This is a genomic window from uncultured Pseudacidovorax sp. (assembly GCF_913773995.1).
GTDB lineage: Bacteria > Pseudomonadota > Gammaproteobacteria > Burkholderiales > Burkholderiaceae_C > Xenophilus.
In genome coordinates this window covers 1-23003 of sequence record NZ_CAJYES010000110.1, presented here as the reverse complement: position 1 = coordinate 23003, position 23003 = coordinate 1, and the positions used below count along the sequence as shown (strand labels likewise).

Genomic DNA, 23003 nt, shown 5'->3' with positions numbered 1-23003 from the left:
CCATGGCCCGTCCGCTTTCCCTTGCCTACCTGAGCAGCCACCGCTGCACCCCCGCCGAGGCAGTGCGCCTGGCGGCGCAGACCGGCTACGGCTTCGTCGGCCTGCGCCTCTGGCCCAATGCACCGGGCGCGCCGCAGCAGCAGCTGATCGGCCAGCCGGCTGCACTGCGCGAGACGCAGGCCGCCCTGCGCGACACCGGCGTGGGCGTGTTCGACCTCGAGATCATCCGCATCGATGCCGACTTCGACCCGCACCGCTGGGACGCGCTCTACGACATCGGCGCCGCGCTGGGCGCCCGCGCCATCCTGGTGGCAGGCGACGACGGCAACGAGGCCCGGCTGACGCAGAGCTACGCGCGCCTGTGCGAGGTGATGAAGCCCTTCGGCATGACGGCCGACCTGGAGTTCATGCCCTGGACCGGCGTGCGCGATGCGGCCGCCGCGCTGCGCGTGGTGCGCAACGCCGGATCGCCGGGCAACGCGGGCATCCTGGTCGACGCCCTGCACTTCGGCCGCAGCAGCAGCACGCTGGCGGACGTCCGCGCCATTCCGCGCGAACTGCTGCACTACGCGCAGATCTGCGATGCCGAGGCCGGCACGCACTTCAGCAACGACGAATTGATCCACACCGCGCGCTGCGCCCGGCTGCTGCCCGGTGAAGGCAGCATCGACCTGCACGGCCTGTTCGCCGCCCTGCCGGCCGACCTGCCCGTGAGCGTGGAGGTGACGAACCATGCGCGCGAGGCGCAGGAGCCGCCGGCCGAGTGGGCGGCGCAGTGCCTGCGGGCGTCGATGCCGTTCGTGGGTTGACCGCAGCGCTGCACATCTCGCCATGCTGATCCCCGCCAACCGCATTTCGCGCCTGCCCTTCTTCTTCGGCGCCCGCTGGTTCAGCAGTGCCTAGCCTTGAGCGTGGCCTGGCTCCCTCTCCCTTTGGGAGAGGGTTGGGGTGAGGGCCGCGGCTTTTATCTGCCCCGCAGCCCATCCACCGCCCAGGCCCCTCACTCCACCGCTCCCCAGAGGGGAGAGGCACAAACCCGACACATCGCGCATGGCCTCCTTCAGCGGCCATCGCCCTTCCTTCGCCCATTCATTCATCGCCAGACACCATGGACTTCGCCCTCAACGACGAACAGAAGATGATGATCGACACCGTCCGTCGATTCATCGCCGAGGAACTGCATCCGCTGGAGCAGACGCTCGAAGAGCACGGCGCCCTGCCCCGCGCGCAGGCCCAGGCCATTCACGACAAGGCCCGCTCGCTGGGCCTGTATGCCCTCAACATGCCGGCCGAGCTGGGCGGCGGCGGGCTCTCCAACCTGGACCGCGTGCTCTGCGAGGAGCAGTTCGGCCACACCAGCGACCAGCTGATCCGCCGCGCCTTCGGCAACGTCTACGAGCCGCTGCTGCATTGCCGCGGCGACCAGGTCGAGCGCTGGCTCAAGCCCTCGGTGGAAGGCACGCGCACCTGCGCCATCGCCATCACCGAGCCGGGTGCCGGCTCCGACGCCGCGGGCATCAAGACCCATGCGAAGAAGACCGACAGCGGCTGGGTGCTCAACGGCGGCAAGCACTTCATCAGCGATGGCGAATGGAGCGACTTCTTCCTCGTCTCGGCCCGCACCGGCGAGAAGGAGATCAGCATGTTCATGGTCGACAAGGGCCTGCCCGGCTTCACCGTCGGCAAGGACCAGCAAATGATGGGCCTGCGCGGCACGCCGCACGTGGAGCTGTTCTTCGACAACGTGGCGCTGGAAGACGCCGCCCTGCTGGGCGCGCAGGGCCAGGGCTTCAAGCTGGCGATGGGGGCCCTCAACGTGGTGCGTCTGGCGCAGGTGGGCGCGCGCGCGGTGGGCAAGGCCAGCCATGTGTGCGAGCTGATGCTGCAGTACGCCGGCGAGCGCCGGCAGTTCGACACCCGCATCGGCGACTTCCAGATGGTGCAGCAGATGCTGGCCGACAGCGTCATCGAGATCAACGCCGCGCGCTGGATGGTCTACCAGGCCGCCTGGATGCTGGACCAGGGCTTCGATGCGCGCGAGCAGATCGCCATGGTCAAGGTGCATGCGGCCGAGACGCTGGGCCGCGTGGTGGACCGCGCGGTGCAGGTCTTCGGCGGCATGGGCTTCTGCAAGGAGCTGCCCATCGAGCGCTACTACCGCGATGCGCGCATCTACCGCATCTTCGACGGCACCAGCGAGATCCATCGCGGTGTGATCGCCAAGTCGGCATTGCGCAAGGGCGCGGCCCTGTTCGACATCCACCGCTGAGGCCCGCCATGGCAGACGGCAAATTCATGACGGCCGCCGAGGCGGTGGCCCTGATCCGCGATGGCGACACCGTGGGCCTGATGGGTGGCGGCGGCGGGCTGATGGAGGCCACGCACCTGTTCGAGGCCGTGCAGGCGCGCTTCCTGGCCACGCGGGCGCCGCGCAACCTGACGGTGGTGCATGCGCTGGGCATCGGCGACAAGAAGACCAAGGGCATGAGCTGCTTCGCGCACGAAGGGCTGGTCAAGCGCGTGATCGGTGGCCACTGGGTGTGGTCGCCGGCCATGCAGCAGCTGGCCCTGGAGAACCGCATCGAGGCCTACATCCTTCCTGGCGGCGTGAGCAGCCAGTTGATGCGCGAGATCGGCGCCGGCCGGCCCGGCCTGATCAGCCACGTGGGCCTGGGCACCGTCTGCGATCCGCGCCACGGCGGCGGTCGCATGAACGCCGCGGCCAAGGACGACCTGGCGGAGGTGCTGACCCTCGATGGGCGCGAGTGGCTGCGCTACAAGCCCTTCCCCATCCACGTGGCGCTGGTGCGCGCCAGCGCGGCCGACGAGGATGGCAACATCAGCTTCGAGCACGAAGCCGCAAATCTGGATGCGCCTTCGCTGGCGCTGGCGGCGCGCAACAGCGGCGGCCGCGTGATCGTGCAGGTGGCCGAGCGGCTGCCGCGCGGCGCGCTCAAGGCACGCGAGGTGCGCATTCCCTCGGCCTGGGTCGACGCCATCGTGGTCGACCCGGCGCAGCGCACCAGCTACGACATTCCCTTCGACCCGGCCTTCAGCGGCGAGCTCACCGGCGCCGCCCGCGCCGAGAGCGAGGCCGCCGACCATGCGCGGGAGCTGGCCGCGGCGCAGGAGGCCTTCGGCGAGCGCCAGGCGGTGGCGCGCCGCGCCGCCGTGGAGCTGTTCGACACCGGCAAGGCGCGGCCCGTCATCAACTACGGCGTGGGCGTGCCCGATGCGGTGGCCAAGCTGATCGCGGCGCGCGACGAGCAGCACCGCATCTACCAGACCATCGAGCACGGCACCTATGGCGGCACGCTGATGGACGGCGTGCTCTTCGGCTATGCACGCAATGCCACGGCCATGCTGGACGCGGCCACGCAGTTCGACTTCTACGGCGGGGGTGGCCTGGACGTGGCCTTCCTGGGCTTCGGCGAGTTCGACGAGGAAGGCAGCGTGAACGTGTCGCGCCTGGGCGGCGTGACCGTGGGGCCGGGCGGCTTCATCGACATCGCGCAGAACGCACGCAAGGTGGTGTTCTGCGGCACGCTGGCGGCCAAGGGCGTGAAGCTGGCCACCGGCGACGGCCGGCTGCGCGTGCTGCAGCAGGGCGCCGTGAAGAAGCTGGTCAAGCGCGTGGACCAGATCACCTTCAGCGGCCCGCAGGGCCGGGTGCGCGGCCAGCAGGTGCTGTACCTGACCGAGCGCGCCAGCTTCCGCCTGACGCCCGAGGGCGTGGAGCTGTTCGAGATCGCACCCGGCGTGGACCTGCAGCGCGATGTGCTGGACCAGATGGACTTCATGCCCCGGCTCGCGGCGGAGATCGGGGTGATGGATGCGGTGTATTTCACGGCCGCCCTTGCTGCGCATTGAAGATGCGGCACTCCATCACCCAACCGTACACACTTGAGGTGCAGAATATTCTCTTGAAGGAATAGATTTCAGAGGGAATAATGCCGAAGCAGTGGGACGTCGAGTACGCCGACGAGCTGGGCATCTGGTGGGCGACGCTGGATGAGGCGGAGCAGGAATCCATCGATGCGTCGGTCCGGCTGCTCGAAGCGCGAGGACCGAATCTCGGTTTTCCTCACAGTTCCGGCATTCACGGCTCACGGCATCCGCACATGCGCGAACTCCGGATCCAGCATGAGGGCCGGCCCTACCGGATCCTCTACGCCTTCGACCCGCGGCGCTGCGCCATCCTGCTGCTGGGCGGGGACAAGACTGGCGACGGCCGCTGGTATGAGGTGCAGGTGCCGCTGGCCGACCGTCTGTACGACATCCACCTCGAGACCTTGAGAAAGGAAGGGCAGACCCATGGCTAGGAAATTCGGCGAACTGCGGGCCGGGATGTCCCCCGCATCCCAGGCACGCGCTGCCGCGCGGGCCGAAGCGCTGCTCGTGGAGATGCAGCTTCAGGAGCTGCGCAAGTCCCGCAATGTGACCCAGGTCGAGCTCGCACAGGCCATGAATGTGGAGCAGGCGGCGGTGTCGAAGCTGGAGCGCCGCGAGGACATGTACGTCAGCACCTTGCGCGCCTATGTCCAGGCCCTGGGAGGCGAACTGAAGCTGGTGGCGTCCTTCCCCGACGGGGACATCCAGGTGCACCCGTTCGAAGAGGCCTCGTGACGCAGCGGCGTCAGCGCGCGGTGTCGAGCGGCGGAGCGACCCATCCCGGCATCGCCACCGCCCGGATCAGGCGTGTCTCCTGCGCCGTGATCAGGTGGCCCGAGGCGGCCAGGTAGCGGGCGAAGTCGGGATGCGCGTCGCGTGCGGCGCTGCGGCGTTCGTAGTCGGCCAGGTCTTCGTAGGCCCAGAGATGCACGAACTGGTTCTGCGGGCCCACCATGCTGGTCCAGAAGCCCAGAGGATGGCCGAGGGTCTGCATGAGCACCGGCATGGCCAGCTCGTTGAAGACCTGCAGGAACTCGGGCATCTTGCGCAGCGCGATGGTGTAGATGCGGTGGTCCACCAGCGGCTTGCCGGGGGGCGCCACGATGGCCAGCGGGCCGGGCGCGGAGCCCACTGCCGCCGCCTTTCGCGCAGCGCGCGTGCCCTTCGACGCGGTCGGCCGGGCACTCATGCCACCACCTCTTCTTGCGCCTGCACGCGCACGGCCGGCACCGCCTGCGGCACCTCGGCGCGGTCGGCGATGTGGTGCGCGGTAAGGTACGCGAAGACCATGTTGGGCCCGTGCGTGATGCCTGCCCCCGGGTAGGCGCCGCCCATCATGCTGGCCCGGTCGTTGCCGGTGGCGTACCGGCCCGGGATCGGCTGACCATCGCGGCGAAGCACCTCGCCCACCAGGCTGGTCTGCAGGCCATCGAAGGTGCCGAGGTCGCCCATCACCACGCGCACGGCATAGAAGGGGCCCTGCGCCACCGGCGCGACACAGGGGTTGGGCCGGTGTTCGGGATCGGCCAGGTAGCGGTTGAAGGCCGTCTTGCCGCGGCCGAAGGCCGGATCCTCGCCGCGCTCGGCCGGCGGGTTGTAGGCGCGCACCGTGGCCTCCAGGCCTTGCGGGTCGATGCCGGCCTGGGCGGCCAGTTCGGCCAGCGTGCGGCCCTGCAGCAGGTAGCCGCTGCGCAGGTGCGGGCCGATGGGCATGGGCGCGGGCTTGACGTAGCCCAGGCCGTACTTGGCCAGGCAGGCCTTGTCGCAGACCAGCCACATGACCGTTTCCGTCTGGCCCTCGCAGGCGCGGGTGAGTGCCGCGCCCACGTCGTGGTACGACTCCGATTCATTGCAGAAGCGCCGGCCGTTCTTCAGCACCGCGATCACGCCGGGCTTGTAGCGGTCGAGCAGGTGCGGAAAGACGCCGAAGCGGCCACCACCCAGCGGCACGCGCGAGACGGGCATCCACGCCGCGCTGTCGGCATAGCGGATGTCAGCCACGCCGCCAGCGGCCTCGGCCATGTTGACGCCGTCGCCCGTGTTGCTCTCGGGCGTGGGCGACAGGTGTTCGCCCCCGCGACGCACATGCGGATAGGCCTGAGCGATGCGTTTGGCGTCATGCGGAAAGCCGCCGCAGGCCAGCACCACGCCGTGGCGCGCCCGCATCTCGCGCGGGCCGCCCTCCCCCTCCACGCGCACGCCGGTGACGCGGCCGCCCTCTTCGAGCAGGCCACGCACCGGTGTGCGGGTGAGGATGGGAATGCCCAGGTCCAGCGCCGAGCGCGCCAGCCGTGCAGCCAGCGCATTGCCGCTGGTGACCTGCACACCGCGGCGGTACAGGGCCAGCTCCTTGAGGTGCGTGGCCAGGCGTCGCGCAACGTAGAGCGCGGAAGTCAGCGACTTGGTGGCGCGGAAGAAGTGCTTCAGGTCCGCGTTGGACGAGTTGAACATCATGCCGATGAAGGTGATGGTCTCCAGCGGCGGCTTGAGCCGCGCCATGTCCTCGCCCAGGCCGCGGATGTCGTAGGGCGCGGCCAGAATGGATCGTCCCACCTGCGCACCGCCGGGGGCGTCGCAGTGGTAGTCGGGATAGAGCGTGGGCACGAACTGCATCTGCGTCTCGCGCTGCAGGAAGTCGACCATGGCCGGACCATGCTCGATGAAGGCCTGGGCGGTGGCCTCGTCGTAGAAGCGCCCGCTCTCCTGCATCAGGTAGGTGCGTACGGCCTCGCGCGTGTCGGCCGGATTCTGCTGCCGGCCATGCGGGCCCAGCGGAATCCACAGCACGCCGCCCGACAGCGCCGTCGTGCCGCCGAAGACTGGCTCCTTCTCCAGCACAGCGACCGTGAGGCCGCGCTTCTTCGCGGTGATGGCGCAGGTCAGGCCGGCAGCGCCGGAGCCGACGACCAGCAGGTCGAAATCGTGGGTCATGGAATGTCTCCTCAGAAATCAGGCACAGCGTTGCGATCGGCCAAGGCGACCCCATACGCACGACATCGAATGGCCGCGGAGCGGGCCATGCGGGAACATCCGCGGAACCGGCTTCGCCGGGCCGCAGGATGTGCCCCCTGGAAGGGGGTTGGCGGAGCGCGCAGCGCGCAGCCTGGGGGTGGTCTCAGCCATTGAAACCAGGGCGAGGGACCATGTCCATCAGCATGTTGGCCATGCCGCCGTCGACGAGGATCTCCGCGCCGTTGACATAGGCCGAGCGCGGGCTGGCCAGGAAGAGCGCGACGTCGGCGATGTCCTCGGGCTCGCCGATGCGGCGGCTGGCCGTCATGGCGGCGCGCCGGGCCTCGAAGCCGGGTTCCTCGTAGAACTTGGCGGACAGGGCCGTGCGGATCATCCCGGGCAGCACCGCATTGCTGCGCACGCCTTGCGGACCCCACTCCACAGCCAGTTGGCGCGACATCAGCAGCACGCCGGCCTTACTGGCGCTGTAGGCGCCGCTGCCGCTCTGCGGAAAGCGGCCCGAGATTGACGCCACATTCACGATGCTGCCGCGGCCGGCTGCGCGCATGTCCGCACCGAAGGCCCGTGCGCACAGCAGATAGCCGCCCAGGTTGATGCCCAGCACCTCGTTCCATTGCGCCAGGGCCACATCGGCCAGGCCGCCGGCACGCAGCAGGCCGGCGTTGTTGACGAGCACATTGCAGGGGCCGAGCACCTCGCGCACCTGTGCCGCCGCGTCACCGACGGCCGCTTCGTCGGCGATGTCGCAGGCGATGGCCAGCGCCTGCGCATCGAAGTCCTGCTGCAGCCGCTGCGCCATGGCCGCGCAACCGTCGGCATCGCGGTCCAGCAGGGCCACGCGCGCACCGGCCTGGGCCAGCGCACGGGCGATGGCGGCGCCGATGCCGCTGGCCGCACCGCTGACCACGCAGACCTGCTGCGCGAGTCCCAGCCAGTGGGCGGATGCGCCGGCCGCAGCGGGCGAGGCGGTGGACGGATGGGCCGGGGAAAGGGCCGTCATGGCGATGTCTCCTGTTGTCGTGATGCCGAGGGAATTCTGGGCGTCGCCGCCGGCCATCGCTTTGACGATTCCAGCCAAGACCCGGACAATTCCGGCGCATGGCGCGTGCGATTCCCAACTACTCGCTCTACGGCGACCAGGCCAGCCCGGGCTGGCTCGCGAGCTTCGACTTCGAGTGGATCCCGCAACGCTCGAAGCCCTACAACTGGGACATCCAGCCGCATACGCACGATGCCTTCCTTCAGCTGCTGGTGCTGCAACAGGGCCGCGTGCGGGTGCTGGTGGACCACGAACGGCTGGAGGCCGAGGCGCCCTGCCTCATCCTCGTTCCCGCACAAACCGTGCACAGCTTCCGCTTCTCCGAGGACACCGACGGCCCGGTGGTGACGGCGGCGCAGCGGCCTCTGGAGTCGCTGGCCGACCTGGTGATGCCGGCCCTGCGCGAGACGCTGCGCACGCCGCAGCTGATGCCGCTGACCGCCGACGAACTGGCACGGCTGATGCCGCTCTTCCACGCCATCGAGGCCGAGCACCGGCTGGCCGACACGGGCCACACCGCGGCCGGCATGTCGCTGCTGACGGCCCTGCTGGTGCAGGTGGCGCGGCTGCACCGGCTGAAGAAGGAGCACCTGGCCCGGCCGCGCTCGCGCCGCGCCGAGCAGATCGAGACCTTCCGCCGCCTGGTCGACGCGCGCTACCGCGAGCACCTGCCGGTGCCCGCCTATGCCGAGCTGCTGGGCATCACGGCCGGACAGCTCACGCGGCTGTGCCGCGAGGTGCTGGGACTGTCGAGCCTGGACGTGATCAACGCGCGCCTGCTGCACGAGGCGCAGCGCGAATTGATCTACACCCCCAACAGCATCAAGCAGATCGCCGTGAGCCTGGGCTTTGGCGACGAGGCCTACTTCGGCCGCTTCTTCCGCAAGCACAAGGGGGTGACGCCGCGCGAGTACCGGGCCCAGGCGCTGGCCGAATGGTCCGAGGACGCAGCCGGCTGAGGTCGAGCGCGGCCGCAACGTGGCTTTCCCGCGCGGCCATCCCGCGTGGCTGGGCTTGCAGAGGCCGGCATACTCGCCGGCTGCCCTGTTCATTCATCGCACCGCTGCTTCCATGACCGCCATCACCGACCTCGGCCAGCAACTGGCCACCGCCTTCACCGCTGCCCGCCGCATTGCGCCGACCGGCTGGCTACCGACCGATGCCGCCGAGGCCTACGCGGTGCAGGACGCCATCCTCGCCCACCTGGGCAGCGGCATCGGTGGCTGGAAGGTCGGCGCGCCCAATGCCGAGGCCGAGCCCAACTGCGCACCGCTGCCTGCGTCCGGCATGCACGCCTCCGGCGCCGCGCTGCCCGCCGCGCGCTTCCCGGCGCGCTGGGTCGAACTGGAGGCCGCCCTGCGTGTGGGCAGTCTGCTGGAGGTTCGGCAGGACATGCCCACCCCCACCGAACTCGCCAGCTTCTTCGACGCCGTCGTGCCCCTTATCGAGTGCGTGGAAAGCCGCCTGGCCGCCGGCCGCGACGCGCCGGTGCCGCTGCGGCTGGCCGACCTGCAGAGCCATGGCGCCCTGGTCGTCGGGGCGCCGGCGCCGCTCGCCGCCGAGGCGCTGGACCTGCGCACGCTGAAGGCCACGCTGATGTTCGGCGAGGCCGAGGCGGCGCGCACCACCGGCGGCAATCCCGCGCAGGATGTGTGGCGCCTGGTCGGCTGGCTGGCCCGTCACTGCACGGAGCGCGGCGTGCCGCTGTCGCCGGGGCAGATCGTCACCACGGGTTCGTGCACGGGGCTGCTGGCGGCGCCCGTGGACACCGACGTGGTGGGCGCTATCGAAGGGCTGGGCGAGGTGCGGCTGCGCTACGCGGCCTGACACACGAAGCTGCGGCCCGGCATGAGCCGCGCGCCGCGCGCGATCAGTCCGCCGCCCGCGGCTTGACCTTGGAGGCCGCGTCCTTGGCCCGCGTGCGGGCCGTGTCCACATCCTCCGCATGAGCCAGCGCCACGCCCATGCGGCGCTTGACGAAGCTCTCGGGCTTGCCGAACAGGCGCAGGTCGGTGCCCGGCACAGCCAGGGCCTCGGCCACGCCGTCGAAGACGATGCCGCTGGCATCCACGCCGCCGTAGATGACGGCGCTGGCGCCCGGGCTCTTGAGCGTCGTGTCCACCGGCAGCCCAAGGATGGCGCGGGCATGCAGCTCGAATTCGCTCTGCCACTGCGTGGCCAGCGTGACCAGGCCGGTGTCGTGCGGCCGCGGGCTCACCTCGCTGAACCACACCTGCTCGCCCTTGACGAACAGCTCCACGCCGAAGAGGCCCTGGCCACCCAGGTCCGCCGTCACGCGCTCGGCGATGTCCTGCGCCTTGCGCAGCGCCTCCGGGTGCATGGGATGCGGCTGCCAGCTTTCCACATAGTCGCCGCTGACCTGCAGGTGGCCGATGGGTGCGCAGAAATGCGTCTGCACCTGGCCGTCGGTGCCCAGCGCGCGCACGGTGAGCAGCGTGATCTCGTAGTCGAAGTCGATGAAGCCTTCGACGATCACGCGGCCCTTGCTCACGCGGCCGCCGGCCATCGCGTAGTCCCAGGCCTTCTGCACGTCGGCGGGGCCGTCGATCTTGCTCTGGCCCTTGCCGGAGCTGCTCATCACGGGCTTGACGATGCAGGGGTAGCCGATGCCCTGGCCGCCGTCCTTGCCGTCGATGGCGGCCTGCAGCTCGGCCAGCGAGTCGCAGAAACGGTAAGGGCTGGTGGGCAGGCCCAGCGTCTCGGCGGCAAGGCGGCGGATGCCTTCGCGGTCCATGGTCAGGCGCGCGGCGCGGGCGGTGGGGATCACGCGCACCAGGCCGGCTTCTTCCAGCTCTTCGAGCTTGGCGGTGGCGATGGCCTCGATCTCGGGCACCACCAGATGCGGCCGCTCGGCCGACAGCAGTGCTTCGAGCTGGTCGGGGTCGCTCATGGTGATGGTGCGGGCGCGGTGCGCCACCTGCTGGCCGGGGGCGTTCTCGTAGCGATCGACGGCGATGGTTTCCACGCCCAGGCGCTGCAGTGCGATCAGCACTTCCTTGCCGAGCTCGCCGGAGCCCAGGAGCATCACACGGGTGGCGGAGGGGGACAGGGGGGTGCCGAGGCGGGTCATGGGCGTGCTTTCGGGGGCGGAAACGGAGAAGGCCGCAATGGTAGCCACGGCCCCGTCGGCGCGGCCCGGGCAGCCACTTGGCACAAGCCTCCCGGGCGGCCCGCTTCTAGAGTGGCGCGATGCCCGCCGCGCACCACCGTGCGCGCGCCCGAAGGCCGACAGGAGACACCCGCGCCATGCAGTACACGCACGAACACCAGGAGATTCGCAAGACCCTGCGCCGCTACATCGACGAATCCATCAATCCGCAGGTCGATGCCTGGGAAGAGGCCGAGATCGCCCCGCTGCACGAGATCTTCAAGGGCCTGGGCGCCCTGGGCCTGCTGGGCCTGAGCAAGCCCGAGGAATACGGCGGCGGTGGGCTCGACTACAGCTACGCCATGGCTATGGCCGAAGAGCTGGGCCATGTGCGCTGCGGCGGCATTCCCATGGCCATCGGCGTGCAGACCGACATGTGCACGCCGGCGCTGGCGCGCTTCGGCAGCGAGGAACTCAAGCGCGAATTCCTGGCGCCGGCCATCGCGGGCGAGCAGGTGGGCTGCATCGGCGTGAGCGAGCCGGGCGCCGGCAGCGACGTGGCGGCCATCCGTAGCACCGCACGCAAGGACGGCGACGACTACGTCATCTCCGGCCAGAAGATGTGGATCACCAACAGCCTGCAGGCCGACTGGATGTGCATGCTGGTCAACACCAGCGACGGCCCCGCGCACCGCAACAAGTCGCTGGTGATGGTGCCCATGGACCTGCCCGGCATCGAGCGCGCGAAGAAGATCCGCAAGATCGGCATGCACAGCAGCGACACCGGGCTCATCTACTTCGACGAGGTGCGGGTGCCGCAACGATTTCGCATCGGCGAGGAGGGGCAGGGCTTCATCTACCAGATGCAGCAGTTCCAGGAGGAACGGCTGTGGTGCGCCGCCAGCTCGCTGCTGCCGATGGAGGAGTGCATCGCCGAGACGGTGCAGTGGGCGCAGGAGCGCCGCATGTTCGGCGCCACGCTGGCCGACCAGCAGTGGGTGCAGTTCAAGCTGGCCGAACTGCAGACCGAGGTGGAGGCCCTGCGCGCCCTCACCTACCGCGCCTGCGCCCTGCACGTGCAGGGCGAGGATGTGCTCACGCTCGCCTCCATGGCCAAGCTCAAGGCGGGCCGCCTGACGCGCGAGGTGGCCGACACCTGCCTGCAGTTCTGGGGCGGCATGGGCTTCACGCTGGAGAACCGCGTCTCACGCCTTTACCGCGACGGGCGGCTGGCGTCGATCGGCGGCGGGGCGGACGAGGTGATGCTGGGCATCCTGGCGAAGACGCTGGGGATCGCGAAGCGCCCGCCGCGCTGAACGTGGTTGGGAACTGCGCGGGACGATGGCGCCCCGCGGCCGATCTCCAGTGACCGTTCACGCTGAGCCTGTCGAAGCGCCGCGCCCGGCTTCGACAAGCTCAGCCCGAACGGTTCTGGGTCGAACGGTTCTGGGTCGATCCGTTGTGGGTCGAACGGTGGTGGGTCGGGCGGTCGGCGGTCCGATCGCACAATGGCCGGATGCCTTTGTCCATTCGCCCGGCTCTCGCAGCACTGATGGCCGCCAGCTTGGCCATGGGCTGCAAGGAACCGCCGCCCCAGCCCACCGAAGCCGCGCTCGCGCTGAAGGCTGCGGGGACCGACGACGTATTCGCGGGCGTGCTGAACAGCCAGCGCGTCCACCTCGTGATCCACGACTGTGCGGTCTACCGCATCGTGTCGGTGCAGGGCACGCAGGTGCAATGGGAGCAGGTGCTGGCGCCGAAGCCCTACTTCCCCGGCAACATCCTCACCAGCTGCGAGCGTCATTCGCTGACGGCCGACGCGCAGGGCGTGACGGCCGAGCTGGGCCGCATGGCCTTCGGCGCAGGCGGGTGCTGCGCCACGGGCGGCACCTACCGCTCGAAGGATGGCCTGAACTGGACCAAGACCGAATGAAGCCCGAAGACCTCGAACGCCTGGCCACACTGCCCATGCCCTTCGGCAAGCACAAAGGCACCCTCATCGCCGACCTGCCCGGCAACTACCTGGCGTGGTTCGCGCGCGAAGGCTTCCCCAAGGGCGAGATCGGCCGGCTGCTGGCGCTGATGCTGGAGATCGACCACAACGGCCTGCGGCCACTGCTGGCGCCGCTCAAGCGGGCGCCCGGCCGGCGCGCGCCAGGCGGTTGACCCGCGCCAGGTCAACCGGCAGGACGGGCCTCCAGCCGCACGCCCAGCGCCCTGACCACACGCAGCACGGTGTCGAAGCGGGGCTTGGCCCCGGGCGCAAGCGCCTTGTAGAGCGACTCGCGGCCCAGGCCGGCATCGCGCGCGATCTGCGCCATGCCCCGGGCGCGTGCGATGTGGCCGAGCGCCGCCACCAGCTCATCGGCATCGCCGTCCGCCATCACCTGCGACAGGTACTCGGCAATGGCCTCGTCGCTGTCGAGCATCTCGGACATGTCGAAAGCGTGAAGGGTGTCGGGCATCTCAATACTCCTTGGCCATGGTCTGTGCGCGCTGGATGTCGCGCTGCTGCGATGACTTGTCGCCGCCCGCGAGCACGATCACGATCTGCTGCCCGCGCCGCGTGTAGTACACGCGATAGCCGGGCCCGACGGCGACGCGCATCTCGGTAACCCCCTCGCCAACGGACTTGCTGTCGCCCGCATTGCCCGCCGCCAACCGCTCGAGCCTGCGCGCAATGGCGATGCGGGCGCGCAGGTCGGTGAGGCCAGCAAGCCAGCGTTGAAAGGTGGTGGTGAGCTGGATGTCCAGCATCGTGGAATTGTATCCAATCGAATACGGACAGCCCAAGAGAGTCTGGCGGCCCTCACACCTCGTCCGGCACCGTCTTCAGCTCGTCCAGCCACACCCGCGATTCCGAGTCGCTGGGCGCGCGCCAGTCGCCCCGGGGCGAGAGCGATCCACCAGAGCCGACCTTGGGCGCATTCGGCACGCAGCTGCGCTTGAACTGGCTGATCTGGAAGAAGCGGAACAGGAAGGTGCCCAGGTGCTTCTTGATCTCGGCCAGGGTGTACTGGTGGCGCTCGCCATGCAGGGTGTCGGGCCAGGGGCCGTGCTCGCGGTCGTGCCAGGCGCACCAGGCCAGGTAGGCCACCTTCGAGGGGCGCATGCCGTGACGCACCGTGTGGTACAGATGGAAGTCCTGCAGCTCGTAGGGGCCGACCACGCTCTCGGTGCTCTGTGCGGGCTCGGCGCCCTGGCTCTCCGCATCGGCCGGCACCAGCTCGGGGCTGATCTCGGTGGAGAGAATGGCCTGCAGCACCTGGCTGCCCTCCTCACCCAGCAGGCCCTTGCCCGCCACCCAGTGGACCAGGTGCTTGATCAGCGTCTTGGGCACGCTGGCATTGACGTTGTAGTGCGACATGTGGTCGCCCACGCCGTAGGTGCACCAGCCCAGCGCCAGTTCGCTCAGATCGCCGGTGCCGGCCACGATGCCGCCGTGGTGGTTGGCCAGGCGGAACAGGTGGCTGGTGCGCTCGCCGGCCTGCACGTTCTCGAAGGTGACGTCGTACACCGGCTCGCCGCGGCCGAAGGGATGGCCCAGGTCGGCCAGCATCTGGCGACAGCTGGGGCGGATGTCGATCTCCTGCGCGGTGCAGCCCACCACGCGCATCAGTGCATGGGCCTGCTGCAGCGTGCGCGTGCTGGTCGCGAAGCCGGGCATGGTGTAGGCCAGGATGTCGCTGCGCGGGCGGCCCAGCCGGTCCATGGCCTGCGCCACCACCAGCAGCGCATGCGTGGAGTCGAGTCCGCCCGAGATGCCGATCACCACCTTGCCGATGCGCGAGGCCTCGAGCCGCTGCACCAGCGACTGCACCTGGATGTTGAAGACCTCGTAGCAGCGCTCGTCCAGGGAGCGCGCGTCGGCCGGCACGTAGGGAAAGCGCTCCACCGTGCGCATCAGGCCGCCAGGCACCTGCGCGGGCGGGGCCAGGTCGAACTCCACCGTGCGCCAGGTCGCGAGCTCGGCCTTGTGGCGGCGCGCGCTCTCGCCGAAGCTGGTCAGGCGCATGCGCTCATGGGCCAGGCGCTCCAGGTCCACGTCGGCCATCACAAGCTGCGCCTGATTGGCGAAGCGAGCGCCTTCGGCCACCAGATCGCCGCATTCGTAGATCAGCGACTGGCCATCCCAGGCCAGGTCGGTGGTCGACTCGCCGATGCCGGCCGAGGTGTAGACGTAGGCCGCGATGCAGCGCGCCGACTGCTGGCCCACCAGCTGATGCCGGAAGGCCGCCTTGCCGATGATGATGTTGGAGGCCGACAGGTTGACCAGCACCGTCGCGCCCGCCAGCGCCGCGAAGCTCGACGGCGGGATGGGCGTCCACAGGTCCTCGCAGATCTCCACATGCAGCGCCAGCAGCGGCAGCTCGCGCGCGCGAACCACGATGTCGGTGCCGAAGGGCACGCGGTGGCCGAAGAGCTGCACATGGTCGGTCACGGCGCTGCCGGCGGCATTGAACTGCCGCGCCTCGTAGAACTCGCCGTAGTTGGGCAGATAGGTCTTGGGCAGCACGGCCAGCACGCGACCGCGTGCCACCACCACCGCGCAGTTGAAGAGGCGGTGCTCCACCCGCAGCGGCGCGCCGACCACGGCCACCGCGTTCAGGTCGCGCGAGGCCTCGACCACCTGGGCCAGCGCCTCTTCGCAGCCCTCGAGCAGCGCGGACTGGTGGAACAGGTCGTCGCAGGTGTAGGCCGACAGGCCCAGCTCCGGAAAGGCCACCACTGCCGCGCCCTGGGCCTCGGCTTCGCGGTAGAGGCGGATGGTCTCGGCGGCATTGGAGAGCGGGTCGGCCACGCGGTTGCGCGGCATGGCCACGGCCACGCGCGCGAAGCCGTGGCGGTAGGGGTTGAGGAAGGGCAGGTCGTGCTTCATGGCAGGGGCAGCAGGGCAGGCGGTGAGGGGGCGCGACAGAGAAGGACGCCGGACCCGCGCGGTGTGCAACGCGCAGGTCGGCGCGGGGCGGCATGGCGAGCACTCTACGACAACACCCCGGGGCCGACGCTGCGCAGGCCGCGCGCCTCCTGTCGGACAAAGGCGGAAGCCTGGCTGTCGGGGGCGATCCACGATTCCTCCCAAGTGGCCGCCCATGATCCGCGCCAAGCCACTAAGCGATCTGCGCCCCGTGCGCCGACGCCCCTCACCACTCCATGCGCTTCCTGTTCCGCGGCCGACGGCTGCAAGCCGCCCTTGGCGCCCTCGTGCTGTTTGCCGGCAGTCATGCCGCCTGGGCCGCCGAGCCCTTCACCATCCGCGACCTGCGGGTGGAGGGCCTGCAGCGCGTGGAGCCCGGCACCATCTTCCATGCCCTGCCCCTGCATGTGGGCGACACCTACACCGACGACCGCGGCTCGGCCGCCATCCGCGCGCTGTACGACCTGGGCCTGTTCAAGGACGTGCGCCTGGACATCTCCGGCAACGTGCTGGTGGTGATCGTGGAGGAGCGCCCCACCATTGCCGGCGTGGACTTCGAAGGCGCCAAGGAGTTCGACAAGCAGGCCATGACCAAGGCCCTGCGCGAGGTCGGCCTGGCCGAGGGCCGGCCCTACGACAAGGCCCTGGCCGACCGCGCCGAGCAGGAACTCAAGCGCCAGTACATCGGCAAGGGCTTCTACAGTGCCAGCGTGCAGACCACCGCCACGCCGCTGGAGCACAACCGCGTCAACATCAGCTTCACGGTAGACGAGGGCGAGGCGGCCCGCATCACCGATGTGCGGGTGGTGGGGGCCAAGGCCTTCAGCGAGAAGACGCTGCTGGGCCTGTTCGACCTGGATGCCGGCAACTGGATGAGCTGGTACACCAAGTCCAACCAGTACTCACGCGCCAAGTTCGACGCCGACCTGGAAACGCTGCGCCAGTACTACCTCACGCGCGGGTACATGGACTTCCGCATCGACTCCACGCAGGTGGCGCTGTCGCCCGACCGCCGGTCGATCACCCTGACGGTCAACATCACGGAAGGCGAGCGCTTCGTGGTGGCGGGCGTGAAGCTGGAGGGCGACTACCTGGGCCGCGACGACGACTTCAAGTCGCTGGTGACGGTGCGCCCCGGCGACTACTACAACGGCAACGACGTGACCGACACCACGCGGGCCTTCACCGAGCACTACGCGCGCTTCGGCTTCGCCTTCGCCAAGGTGGAGGCCCTGCCGGATTCCGACCGCACCAACAACCGCGTGACGATGGTGTTCAAGGGCCTGCCGCGCCAGCGCGTGTTCGTGCGCCGCATCCTGGTGGGCGGCAACGCGCGCACCCGCGACGAGGTGATCCGCCGCGAGATGCGGCAGTACGAGTCGGCCTGGTACGAGGGCGACAAGATCAAGCTCTCGCGCGACCGGCTGGACCGGCTGGGCTACTTCAGCGAGGTGGACATCCAGACGCAGGAGGTCGCCGGCTCGCCCGACACCGTGGACCTGATGGTCGACGTCAAGGAAAAGCCTACCGGCTCGCTGAACCTGGGCGCGGGCTACTCCAGCACCGACAAGGTGACGCTGACCTTCGGCATCACGCAGGAGAACGTGTTCGGCTCGGGCAACTCCCTGGGGCTGAGCGCGAGCATCGGCTCGTACAGCACCTCGGTGTCGGTCTCGGCCATCGATCCCTATTTCACGGCGGACGGCATCTCGCGCATCATCAGCGTCTACCAGAACACCTCGCGGCCTTCGTATGCCGCGGACGGCAACTACAAGCTCACCACGCAAGGCGTGTCGCTGAAGTTCGGCGTGCCCTTCGACGAGCTCAACCGGGTGTATTTCGGGCTGGGGCTGGAGCGCTATTCCTTCAAGCCCGGCACCAACGGCGACTACACCCTGGTCGACGGCAGCTACGTCTACACGGCGACGCCGCAGGCCTACCTGAACTACTTCGAATGCTCGGGCACCGCGCCCAGCGTGGTGTGCGCACGCGACGCCATCACCGGCGTGCCGCTGACCATCGGGTGGTCGCGCGACACCCGCGACAGCGCGCTGGTCCCCACGCGCGGAACGCAGCAGAACGCCAGTGCCGAGTGGGGTCTGGCGTCGGGCGCGCGCTACCTCAAGACCAGCTACCAGTACCAGCGCTACTTCCCGATCAGCAAGCAGTACACCTTCGCGCTCAACGGCGAGCTGGGCTGGGCGCGCGCCCTGGGCGGCGACACCTATCCGGTGTTCAAGAATTTCTATGCCGGCGGCCTGGGCTCGGTGCGGGGCTTCGAGAGCAACTCGCTCGGCCCGCGCGACAGCGTGACGGCGGGCGCGCTGGGCGGCCTGCGCAAGGCCGTCTTCAATGCCGAGCTGAGCACGCCCTTCCCCGGCGCCGGCAACGACCGCACGCTGCGGCTCTTCGGCTTCTTCGATGCGGGCAACGTGTTCGCCGACCGCACCTCTTCGCTGACCGACGCGCAATGGAAGGCGCAGCAGAAGCTGCGCGCCTCGGTGGGCCTGGGGGTGAGCTGGCTCTCGCCGCTGGGGCCGCTGAGCCTGGCCTATGCGGTGCCCGTGCTCTACCAGAAGGAAGACACCGCGCTCGGCATCACAGCCGACCGCACGCAGCGCTTCCAGTTCCAGATCGGCACCTCGTTCTGAAAGGAGCAATCCGATGACCCGTTCAAGACTTCTTGCTTTGCGGCGCCTGGGCGCAGGCGCCACCCTGGCCGCACTCGTGGCGGCAAGCGCCCAGGCACAAGCGCAGGCCCTGCCGCCGCAGGCGCAGGTGACCGCCTGCGTGGCCCTGGCCGAAGGCGGCTACAGCGTGAGCTACCGCCTGGCCGGCCGCGACTACAGCACCTGGATGGCCCAACCGCCGACCGGCGTGCCGATGATGGCAGGGCCTGCCGCCACGGCGGGCGCTGTACCAGCCACGGTCCCGGTGGAGCCGGGCGTGGTGGTGAGCGGAGCCCCGGTCCTGGTCGCCGCGCCGGCACCGGTCGTGGTGGCCAGCGGCTACGCGGTGGACCCCTGGTGGGTGGGCCTGACCGCCCTGAGCGTCGGGCTGGTGCTCGGCGGCAGCTGGCACGGCCCCCACCCGGGCCCGCGCGACCCCTTCTTCATGCATGGCCCTGGCCGCTGAGGACCGAACCCTTCGCCGACCCCGCCGACGAAAGAAAAGGGGCCGCACGGGTGCGACCCCCTCTGCTTCCGCCTGACCGACTGGCGGCCGCAGCGCGGTCGTCCGGCCTGGCCCGCCGGGCTTACTCGATGCGCGCGCCGGAGGCCTGGACGATGCCCTTCCACTTGGCCACATCGTCCTTGACCAGGGTGGCGAATTCCGTGGTGGACATGGCCTGGTACTCGGCGCCCTGCTCGTGGATCGCGGCCTGCACGTCGGGTCGGGCCAGCAGCTTGTTGACCTCGGCATTGACCTTGTCGACCACCGGCTTGGGCGTGCCGGCCGGCGCGAAGATGCCATACCAGGTGCTGACGTCGAAGTCCTTGCCATAGCCCAGTTCGGCCACGGTCGGGATGTCGGGCAGCGAGGTGCTGCGCTTGGCCGAGGTCACGGCCAGCGGACGCAGCTTGCCGGCCTTGATCTGCGCGATGGCCGAGGGCAGCGACGAGACCAGCAGGTCCACGTTGCCGGCCAGCACGTCCATCATGGCGGCGTTGCTGCCCTTGTAGGGCACGTGGCGGATCTGGATCTTGGCGGCGGTCTTGAAGATCTCGCCGGCCAGGTGGATGGTGGTGCCGTTGCCCGGCGAGCCGAAGGTCACGGCATCCGGCTGGGCGCGCGCGGCCTCGACCACATCCTTGAGCGTCTTGAAGCGCGATTCGGTGCGCACCACGATCACCACGGGCGTGTAGGCCACATGGGCCACGGCGGTCAGGTCCTTCACCGGGTCGTAGCTCAGGTTCTTGTAGAGCCAGGGCGCGACGACCATGTTGTCCTTCTGGCCCATCACCAGGTCATAGCCCGTGGGCTGGGCCCGCGCCGCCTCGGCGATGCCGATGGTGCCGCCGGCACCACCGCGGTTGTCGGGCACCACGGTCCACTTGCTGACTTCGGTGAGCTTGTTGGCGACGAGGCGCGACAGGATGTCGGTGCCGCCGCCGGGCGGAAAGGGCACGATCAGCCGGATTGGCTTGGCCGGCCAATCGGACTGTGCAAAGGCGCTCGGCCCGGCCAGCGCAAGGCCGGCGGCGAGGGTGGAAGCGACGAAGTCGCGGCGGGTGGCAGTCATCTCAGTCTGTCTCCAGTCAGGAAAAAAACGCCGACCTGACGGCTCGGCGCAAGAAAAAACGCTACGACTTTCATAGCGAAAAGATCAATCTCAACAACGCCTTATCTCTCATTCGACTCCACTCGATGTGGAGACTGCTTACGCGCTTATCCCTACATATCAAGTCAGCCAATGGTCAGCCTCTGGCGACGACCCTCGCCCCCGTTTCAACAAGGACTCGTGGAGAAGCAACGAAATGGCCATCAAAAGCCAGGCTGACTTTTTTTCCGGTGTGATGTTCATGGCCGTGGGCGCAACGTTCGCGGTCGGCTCCACCAACTACACCGTCGGAGACGGGGCCCGCATGGGCCCGGGCTATTTTCCGCTCATGCTGGGGGTGCTGCTCGCGCTCATCGGTGCGGTGATCTCGCTGCAGGCCATGGTGGTCGAAACCGCCGACGGCGGCAAGATCGGCCGCTGGGCCTGGAAGCCGCTGGCCTTCGTGCTCGGCGCCAACCTGGCCTTCGGCGTGCTGCTGGGCGGCCTGCCCAGCATCGGGCTGCCGGCCATGGGGCTGATCATCGCCATCTTCGCGCTCACCATCATCGCCAGCATGGCGGGCAACCAGTTCAATCTGCGCGACTCGCTGATCCTGGCGGTGGTGCTGGCCGTGGGCAGCTACCTGGCCTTCATCGTGGCCCTCAAGCTGCAGATCCAGGTGTGGCCCACCTTCATTTCGGGCTGATCGGGAAAGACGACAACCATGGACTTCAACCTGATCTCCAACCTGGCCACGGGCTTCGGCGTCGCCGTCACCTGGACCAACCTGCTCTATTGCCTGATCGGCTGCATTCTGGGCACGCTGATTGGCGTGCTGCCGGGCATCGGCCCGGTCGCGACCATCGCCATGCTGCTGCCGGCCACTTATGCGCTGCCGCCGGTGTCGGCGCTGATCATGCTGGCGGGCATCTACTACGGCGCCCAGTATGGCGGCTCGACGACGGCCATTCTGGTGAACCTGCCGGGCGAATCGTCCTCGGTGGTGACCTGTATCGACGGCTACCAGATGGCGCGGCAGGGGCGGGCGGGTCCGGCACTCGCCGCGGCCGGCCTGGGCTCCTTCTTCGCCGGCTGCGTGGGCACGGTCATCCTGGCCGCCTTCGCGCCGCCGCTGACCGAGCTGGCCTTCAAGTTCGGCCCGGCCGAGTACTTCAGCCTGATGGTGCTGGGCCTGATCGGCGCCGTGGTGCTGGCTTCCGGCTCGCTGCTCAAGGCGATCGCCATGGTGGTGCTGGGTCTGCTGCTGGGCCTGGTCGGCACGGACGTGAACTCGGGCGTGGCGCGCTTCAGCTTCGACATCCCGGAACTGACCGACGGCATCGGCTTCATCGTGGTGTCGATGGGCGTGTTCGGCTACGGCGAAATCATCGGCAACCTGTCGCAGGGCGAAGAGGAGCGCGAGGTCTTCACCAGCAAGGTGACCGGCCTGTGGCCCACCGGCGACGACTTCAAGCGCATGGCCCCGGCCGTGCTGCGCGGCACGACGCTGGGCTCCGCGCTGGGCATCCTGCCGGGCGGCGGTGCGCTGCTGGCTTCGTTCGCCTCCTATGCGCTGGAGAAGAAGCTGAAGATGTCGCCCGGCGAAGTGGCCTTTGGCCGCGGCAACATCCGCGGTGTGGCCGGTCCCGAGTCGGCCAACAACGCCGGCGCGCAGACTTCCTTCATCCCGCTGCTGACGCTGGGCATTCCGCCCAACCCGGTGATGGCGCTGATGGTGGGTGCCATGACCATCCACAACATCCAGCCCGGCCCGCAGGTGATGACCAGCAACCCCGAGCTGTTCTGGGGCCTGATCGCATCCATGTGGCTGGGCAACCTGATGCTGATCATCCTGAACCTGCCGCTGATCGGCATGTGGATCAAGCTGCTGAAGGTGCCGTACCGCCTGCTGTTCCCGGCCATCGTGCTGTTCTGCGCCATCGGCGTGTACTCGACCAACAACAACACCTTCGACGTGTGGATGGTGGCGATCTTCGGCTTCGTGGGCTATGTGTTCATCAAGCTGCGGGTGGAGCCGGCGCCGTTGCTGCTGGGCTTCATCCTGGGGCCGATGATGGAAGAGAACCTGCGCCGCGCGCTGCTGCTGTCGCGCGGCAGCTGGAGCGTGCTGGTGACGCGTCCGATCTCGGCCGGCCTGCTGGTCGCCGCCCTGGCGCTGCTGACCATCGTGCTGCTGCCGGCGGTGAAGTCCAAGCGCGAAGAGGCCTTCGTGGAGGAGTGACGCGCTGTTGGTTCGAGCGGGCGTGCTTGCCATGCCTGCTGTCCTCCGGGGGCCTTGATGGGCCCCTTTTCGTTTTCGGCCCTTGGGCTGGTTGGGCGATGGTCCGGCCCTGGTGCCGGTAAGGGCGTGGCGGCGCTTCAAGTGGGGCGGTCGGCGCTGCGCGCCGACTTCCCTCCGGTGCTCGGACAGACGGGCCGCGGCAGAACTCGCTACGCGCTTCGCGCTGCGCTCAAACAACTGCCGCGAGTCAGTCCACGAAGCGGGCCTGTCCTTCGGCAGGCCCGCAGCCCGTCCGCCCTGCGCTCCTCGGCACCCCACAGGCGCGCCGCCACGCCCTCACCGGCACCAGGGCCTGCGTTGCGGTTGATCGGCCGGCATGCGTGCTGTGCGCGGGTCCTCCCTTCGCGCAATGCCAGTGGAACCGTTCGCACTGAGCTTGGCCTGCCCTGAGGTTCTATGGTTCTCGTCAAGCGACAGTGGCCGCCAGGCGGGCATCGAACATCGCTTGTTGCTTGAACAGCGAGAAGGCCACGCGCATGAGCTTGCGGGCCAGCACCACCAGAGCCGCAG

Annotated in this window: 22 protein-coding genes; 14 read left to right on the top strand and 8 right to left on the bottom strand. The window is 69.2% G+C overall.

What is annotated here, in order from left to right; genetic code table 11:
* Positions 1-2 precede the first annotated feature (2 nt).
* From QZ772_RS09505 to QZ772_RS09485, 5 genes are all read left to right on the top strand, one after another.
* Positions 3-809 carry a TIM barrel protein gene (locus QZ772_RS09505; protein ID WP_295525176.1) on the top strand — a complete coding sequence of 269 codons (807 nt, stop codon included), beginning with the start codon at positions 3-5 and terminating at the stop codon, positions 807-809.
* 299 nt (positions 810-1108) lie between these two features.
* The gene (locus QZ772_RS09500) at positions 1109-2269 is read left to right on the top strand and encodes an acyl-CoA dehydrogenase family protein (protein ID WP_295525174.1); all 1161 of its coding nucleotides are present in this window, start codon (positions 1109-1111) and stop codon (positions 2267-2269) included.
* A gap of 8 nt (positions 2270-2277) precedes the next feature.
* A complete protein-coding gene (locus QZ772_RS09495) occupies positions 2278-3870 on the top strand; it encodes an acyl CoA:acetate/3-ketoacid CoA transferase (RefSeq protein WP_295525171.1) in 1593 nt (530 codons plus the stop codon).
* A gap of 80 nt (positions 3871-3950) precedes the next feature.
* Positions 3951-4322 (top strand): type II toxin-antitoxin system RelE/ParE family toxin, encoded by a 372-nt coding sequence (locus tag QZ772_RS09490; protein ID WP_295525167.1) that lies wholly within the window; start codon positions 3951-3953, stop codon positions 4320-4322.
* Entirely contained in the window at positions 4315-4626 is a 312-nt protein-coding gene (locus QZ772_RS09485; protein WP_234193274.1) for a helix-turn-helix transcriptional regulator, read from the top strand. The genes QZ772_RS09490 and QZ772_RS09485 overlap by 8 nt, the downstream gene beginning before the upstream one ends.
* Positions 4627-4636: 10 nt before the next feature.
* Here QZ772_RS09485 and QZ772_RS09480 read toward each other — a convergent pair whose 3' ends face one another.
* From QZ772_RS09480 to QZ772_RS09470, 3 genes are all read right to left on the bottom strand, one after another.
* The gene (locus QZ772_RS09480; protein WP_366510568.1) at positions 4637-5080 is read right to left on the bottom strand and encodes an NIPSNAP family protein; all 444 of its coding nucleotides are present in this window, start codon (positions 5078-5080) and stop codon (positions 4637-4639) included.
* Positions 5077-6822: an FAD-dependent oxidoreductase gene (locus QZ772_RS09475; protein ID WP_295525164.1), complete on the bottom strand. Its 1746-nt coding sequence runs from the start codon at positions 6820-6822 to the stop codon at positions 5077-5079. The genes QZ772_RS09480 and QZ772_RS09475 overlap by 4 nt, the downstream gene beginning before the upstream one ends.
* A gap of 184 nt (positions 6823-7006) precedes the next feature.
* The gene (locus QZ772_RS09470) at positions 7007-7864 is read right to left on the bottom strand and encodes an SDR family oxidoreductase (protein WP_295525161.1); all 858 of its coding nucleotides are present in this window, start codon (positions 7862-7864) and stop codon (positions 7007-7009) included.
* A 98-nt stretch (positions 7865-7962) separates the two neighbouring features.
* Here QZ772_RS09470 and QZ772_RS09465 point away from each other — a divergent pair, with 98 nt between their 5' ends.
* On the top strand, positions 7963-8862 hold the full coding sequence (locus QZ772_RS09465; RefSeq protein WP_295525159.1) for a helix-turn-helix domain-containing protein: 900 nt from the start codon (positions 7963-7965) through the stop codon (positions 8860-8862).
* A gap of 112 nt (positions 8863-8974) precedes the next feature.
* On the top strand, positions 8975-9730 hold the full coding sequence (locus QZ772_RS09460; RefSeq protein WP_295525157.1) for a fumarylacetoacetate hydrolase family protein: 756 nt from the start codon (positions 8975-8977) through the stop codon (positions 9728-9730).
* 43 nt (positions 9731-9773) lie between these two features.
* Here the strand turns inward: QZ772_RS09460 and purT are convergent, their stop codons facing one another.
* Complete coding sequence (purT, locus tag QZ772_RS09455) at positions 9774-10994, bottom strand: formate-dependent phosphoribosylglycinamide formyltransferase (RefSeq protein ID WP_295525155.1); 1221 nt, start codon at positions 10992-10994, stop codon at positions 9774-9776.
* Positions 10995-11170: 176 nt separating this feature from the next.
* Between purT and QZ772_RS09450 the strand changes: the two genes are divergently transcribed.
* The 3 genes from QZ772_RS09450 (at position 11171) to QZ772_RS09440 (ending at position 13178) form a co-directional block, all read left to right on the top strand.
* A complete protein-coding gene (locus QZ772_RS09450) occupies positions 11171-12328 on the top strand; it encodes an acyl-CoA dehydrogenase family protein (protein ID WP_295525153.1) in 1158 nt (385 codons plus the stop codon).
* Between the two features lie 200 nt (positions 12329-12528).
* Positions 12529-12945 (top strand): hypothetical protein, encoded by a 417-nt coding sequence (locus QZ772_RS09445; RefSeq protein WP_295525150.1) that lies wholly within the window; start codon positions 12529-12531, stop codon positions 12943-12945.
* Positions 12942-13178, top strand: coding sequence for a DUF3820 family protein (locus QZ772_RS09440; RefSeq protein WP_295525148.1), 237 nt, complete (start codon positions 12942-12944; stop codon positions 13176-13178). Before QZ772_RS09445 ends, QZ772_RS09440 begins: the two co-directional genes overlap by 4 nt.
* An 11-nt stretch (positions 13179-13189) precedes the next feature.
* Here QZ772_RS09440 and QZ772_RS09435 read toward each other — a convergent pair whose 3' ends face one another.
* Genes QZ772_RS09435 through QZ772_RS09425 form a run of 3 tightly spaced genes read right to left on the bottom strand, consistent with a single transcriptional unit; the run spans position 13190 to position 15891 of the window.
* The gene (locus QZ772_RS09435) at positions 13190-13477 is read right to left on the bottom strand and encodes an addiction module antidote protein (protein WP_017759720.1); all 288 of its coding nucleotides are present in this window, start codon (positions 13475-13477) and stop codon (positions 13190-13192) included.
* Between the two features lies 1 nt (position 13478).
* Positions 13479-13769 carry a type II toxin-antitoxin system RelE/ParE family toxin gene (locus QZ772_RS09430; RefSeq protein ID WP_295525146.1) on the bottom strand — a complete coding sequence of 97 codons (291 nt, stop codon included), beginning with the start codon at positions 13767-13769 and terminating at the stop codon, positions 13479-13481.
* 52 nt (positions 13770-13821) lie between these two features.
* Entirely contained in the window at positions 13822-15891 is a 2070-nt protein-coding gene (locus QZ772_RS09425; RefSeq protein WP_295525143.1) for an NAD(+) synthase, read from the bottom strand.
* Positions 15892-16166: 275 nt separating this feature from the next.
* Here QZ772_RS09425 and bamA point away from each other — a divergent pair, with 275 nt between their 5' ends.
* Entirely contained in the window at positions 16167-18581 is a 2415-nt protein-coding gene (gene bamA, locus QZ772_RS09420; protein WP_295525141.1) for an outer membrane protein assembly factor BamA, read from the top strand.
* A 13-nt stretch (positions 18582-18594) separates the two neighbouring features.
* The gene (locus QZ772_RS09415; RefSeq protein ID WP_295525138.1) at positions 18595-19065 is read left to right on the top strand and encodes a hypothetical protein; all 471 of its coding nucleotides are present in this window, start codon (positions 18595-18597) and stop codon (positions 19063-19065) included.
* Positions 19066-19186: 121 nt separating this feature from the next.
* On the opposite strand, the gene QZ772_RS09410 is transcribed toward QZ772_RS09415, so the two are convergent.
* Positions 19187-20173, bottom strand: coding sequence for a tripartite tricarboxylate transporter substrate binding protein (locus QZ772_RS09410; protein ID WP_295525136.1), 987 nt, complete (start codon positions 20171-20173; stop codon positions 19187-19189).
* 235 nt (positions 20174-20408) lie between these two features.
* Between QZ772_RS09410 and QZ772_RS09405 the strand changes: the two genes are divergently transcribed.
* A complete protein-coding gene (locus QZ772_RS09405; RefSeq protein WP_295525133.1) occupies positions 20409-20897 on the top strand; it encodes a tripartite tricarboxylate transporter TctB family protein in 489 nt (162 codons plus the stop codon).
* Between the two features lie 18 nt (positions 20898-20915).
* Positions 20916-22433 (top strand): tripartite tricarboxylate transporter permease, encoded by a 1518-nt coding sequence (locus QZ772_RS09400; RefSeq protein WP_234193288.1) that lies wholly within the window; start codon positions 20916-20918, stop codon positions 22431-22433.
* The last annotated feature ends 570 nt before the right edge of the window (positions 22434-23003 follow it).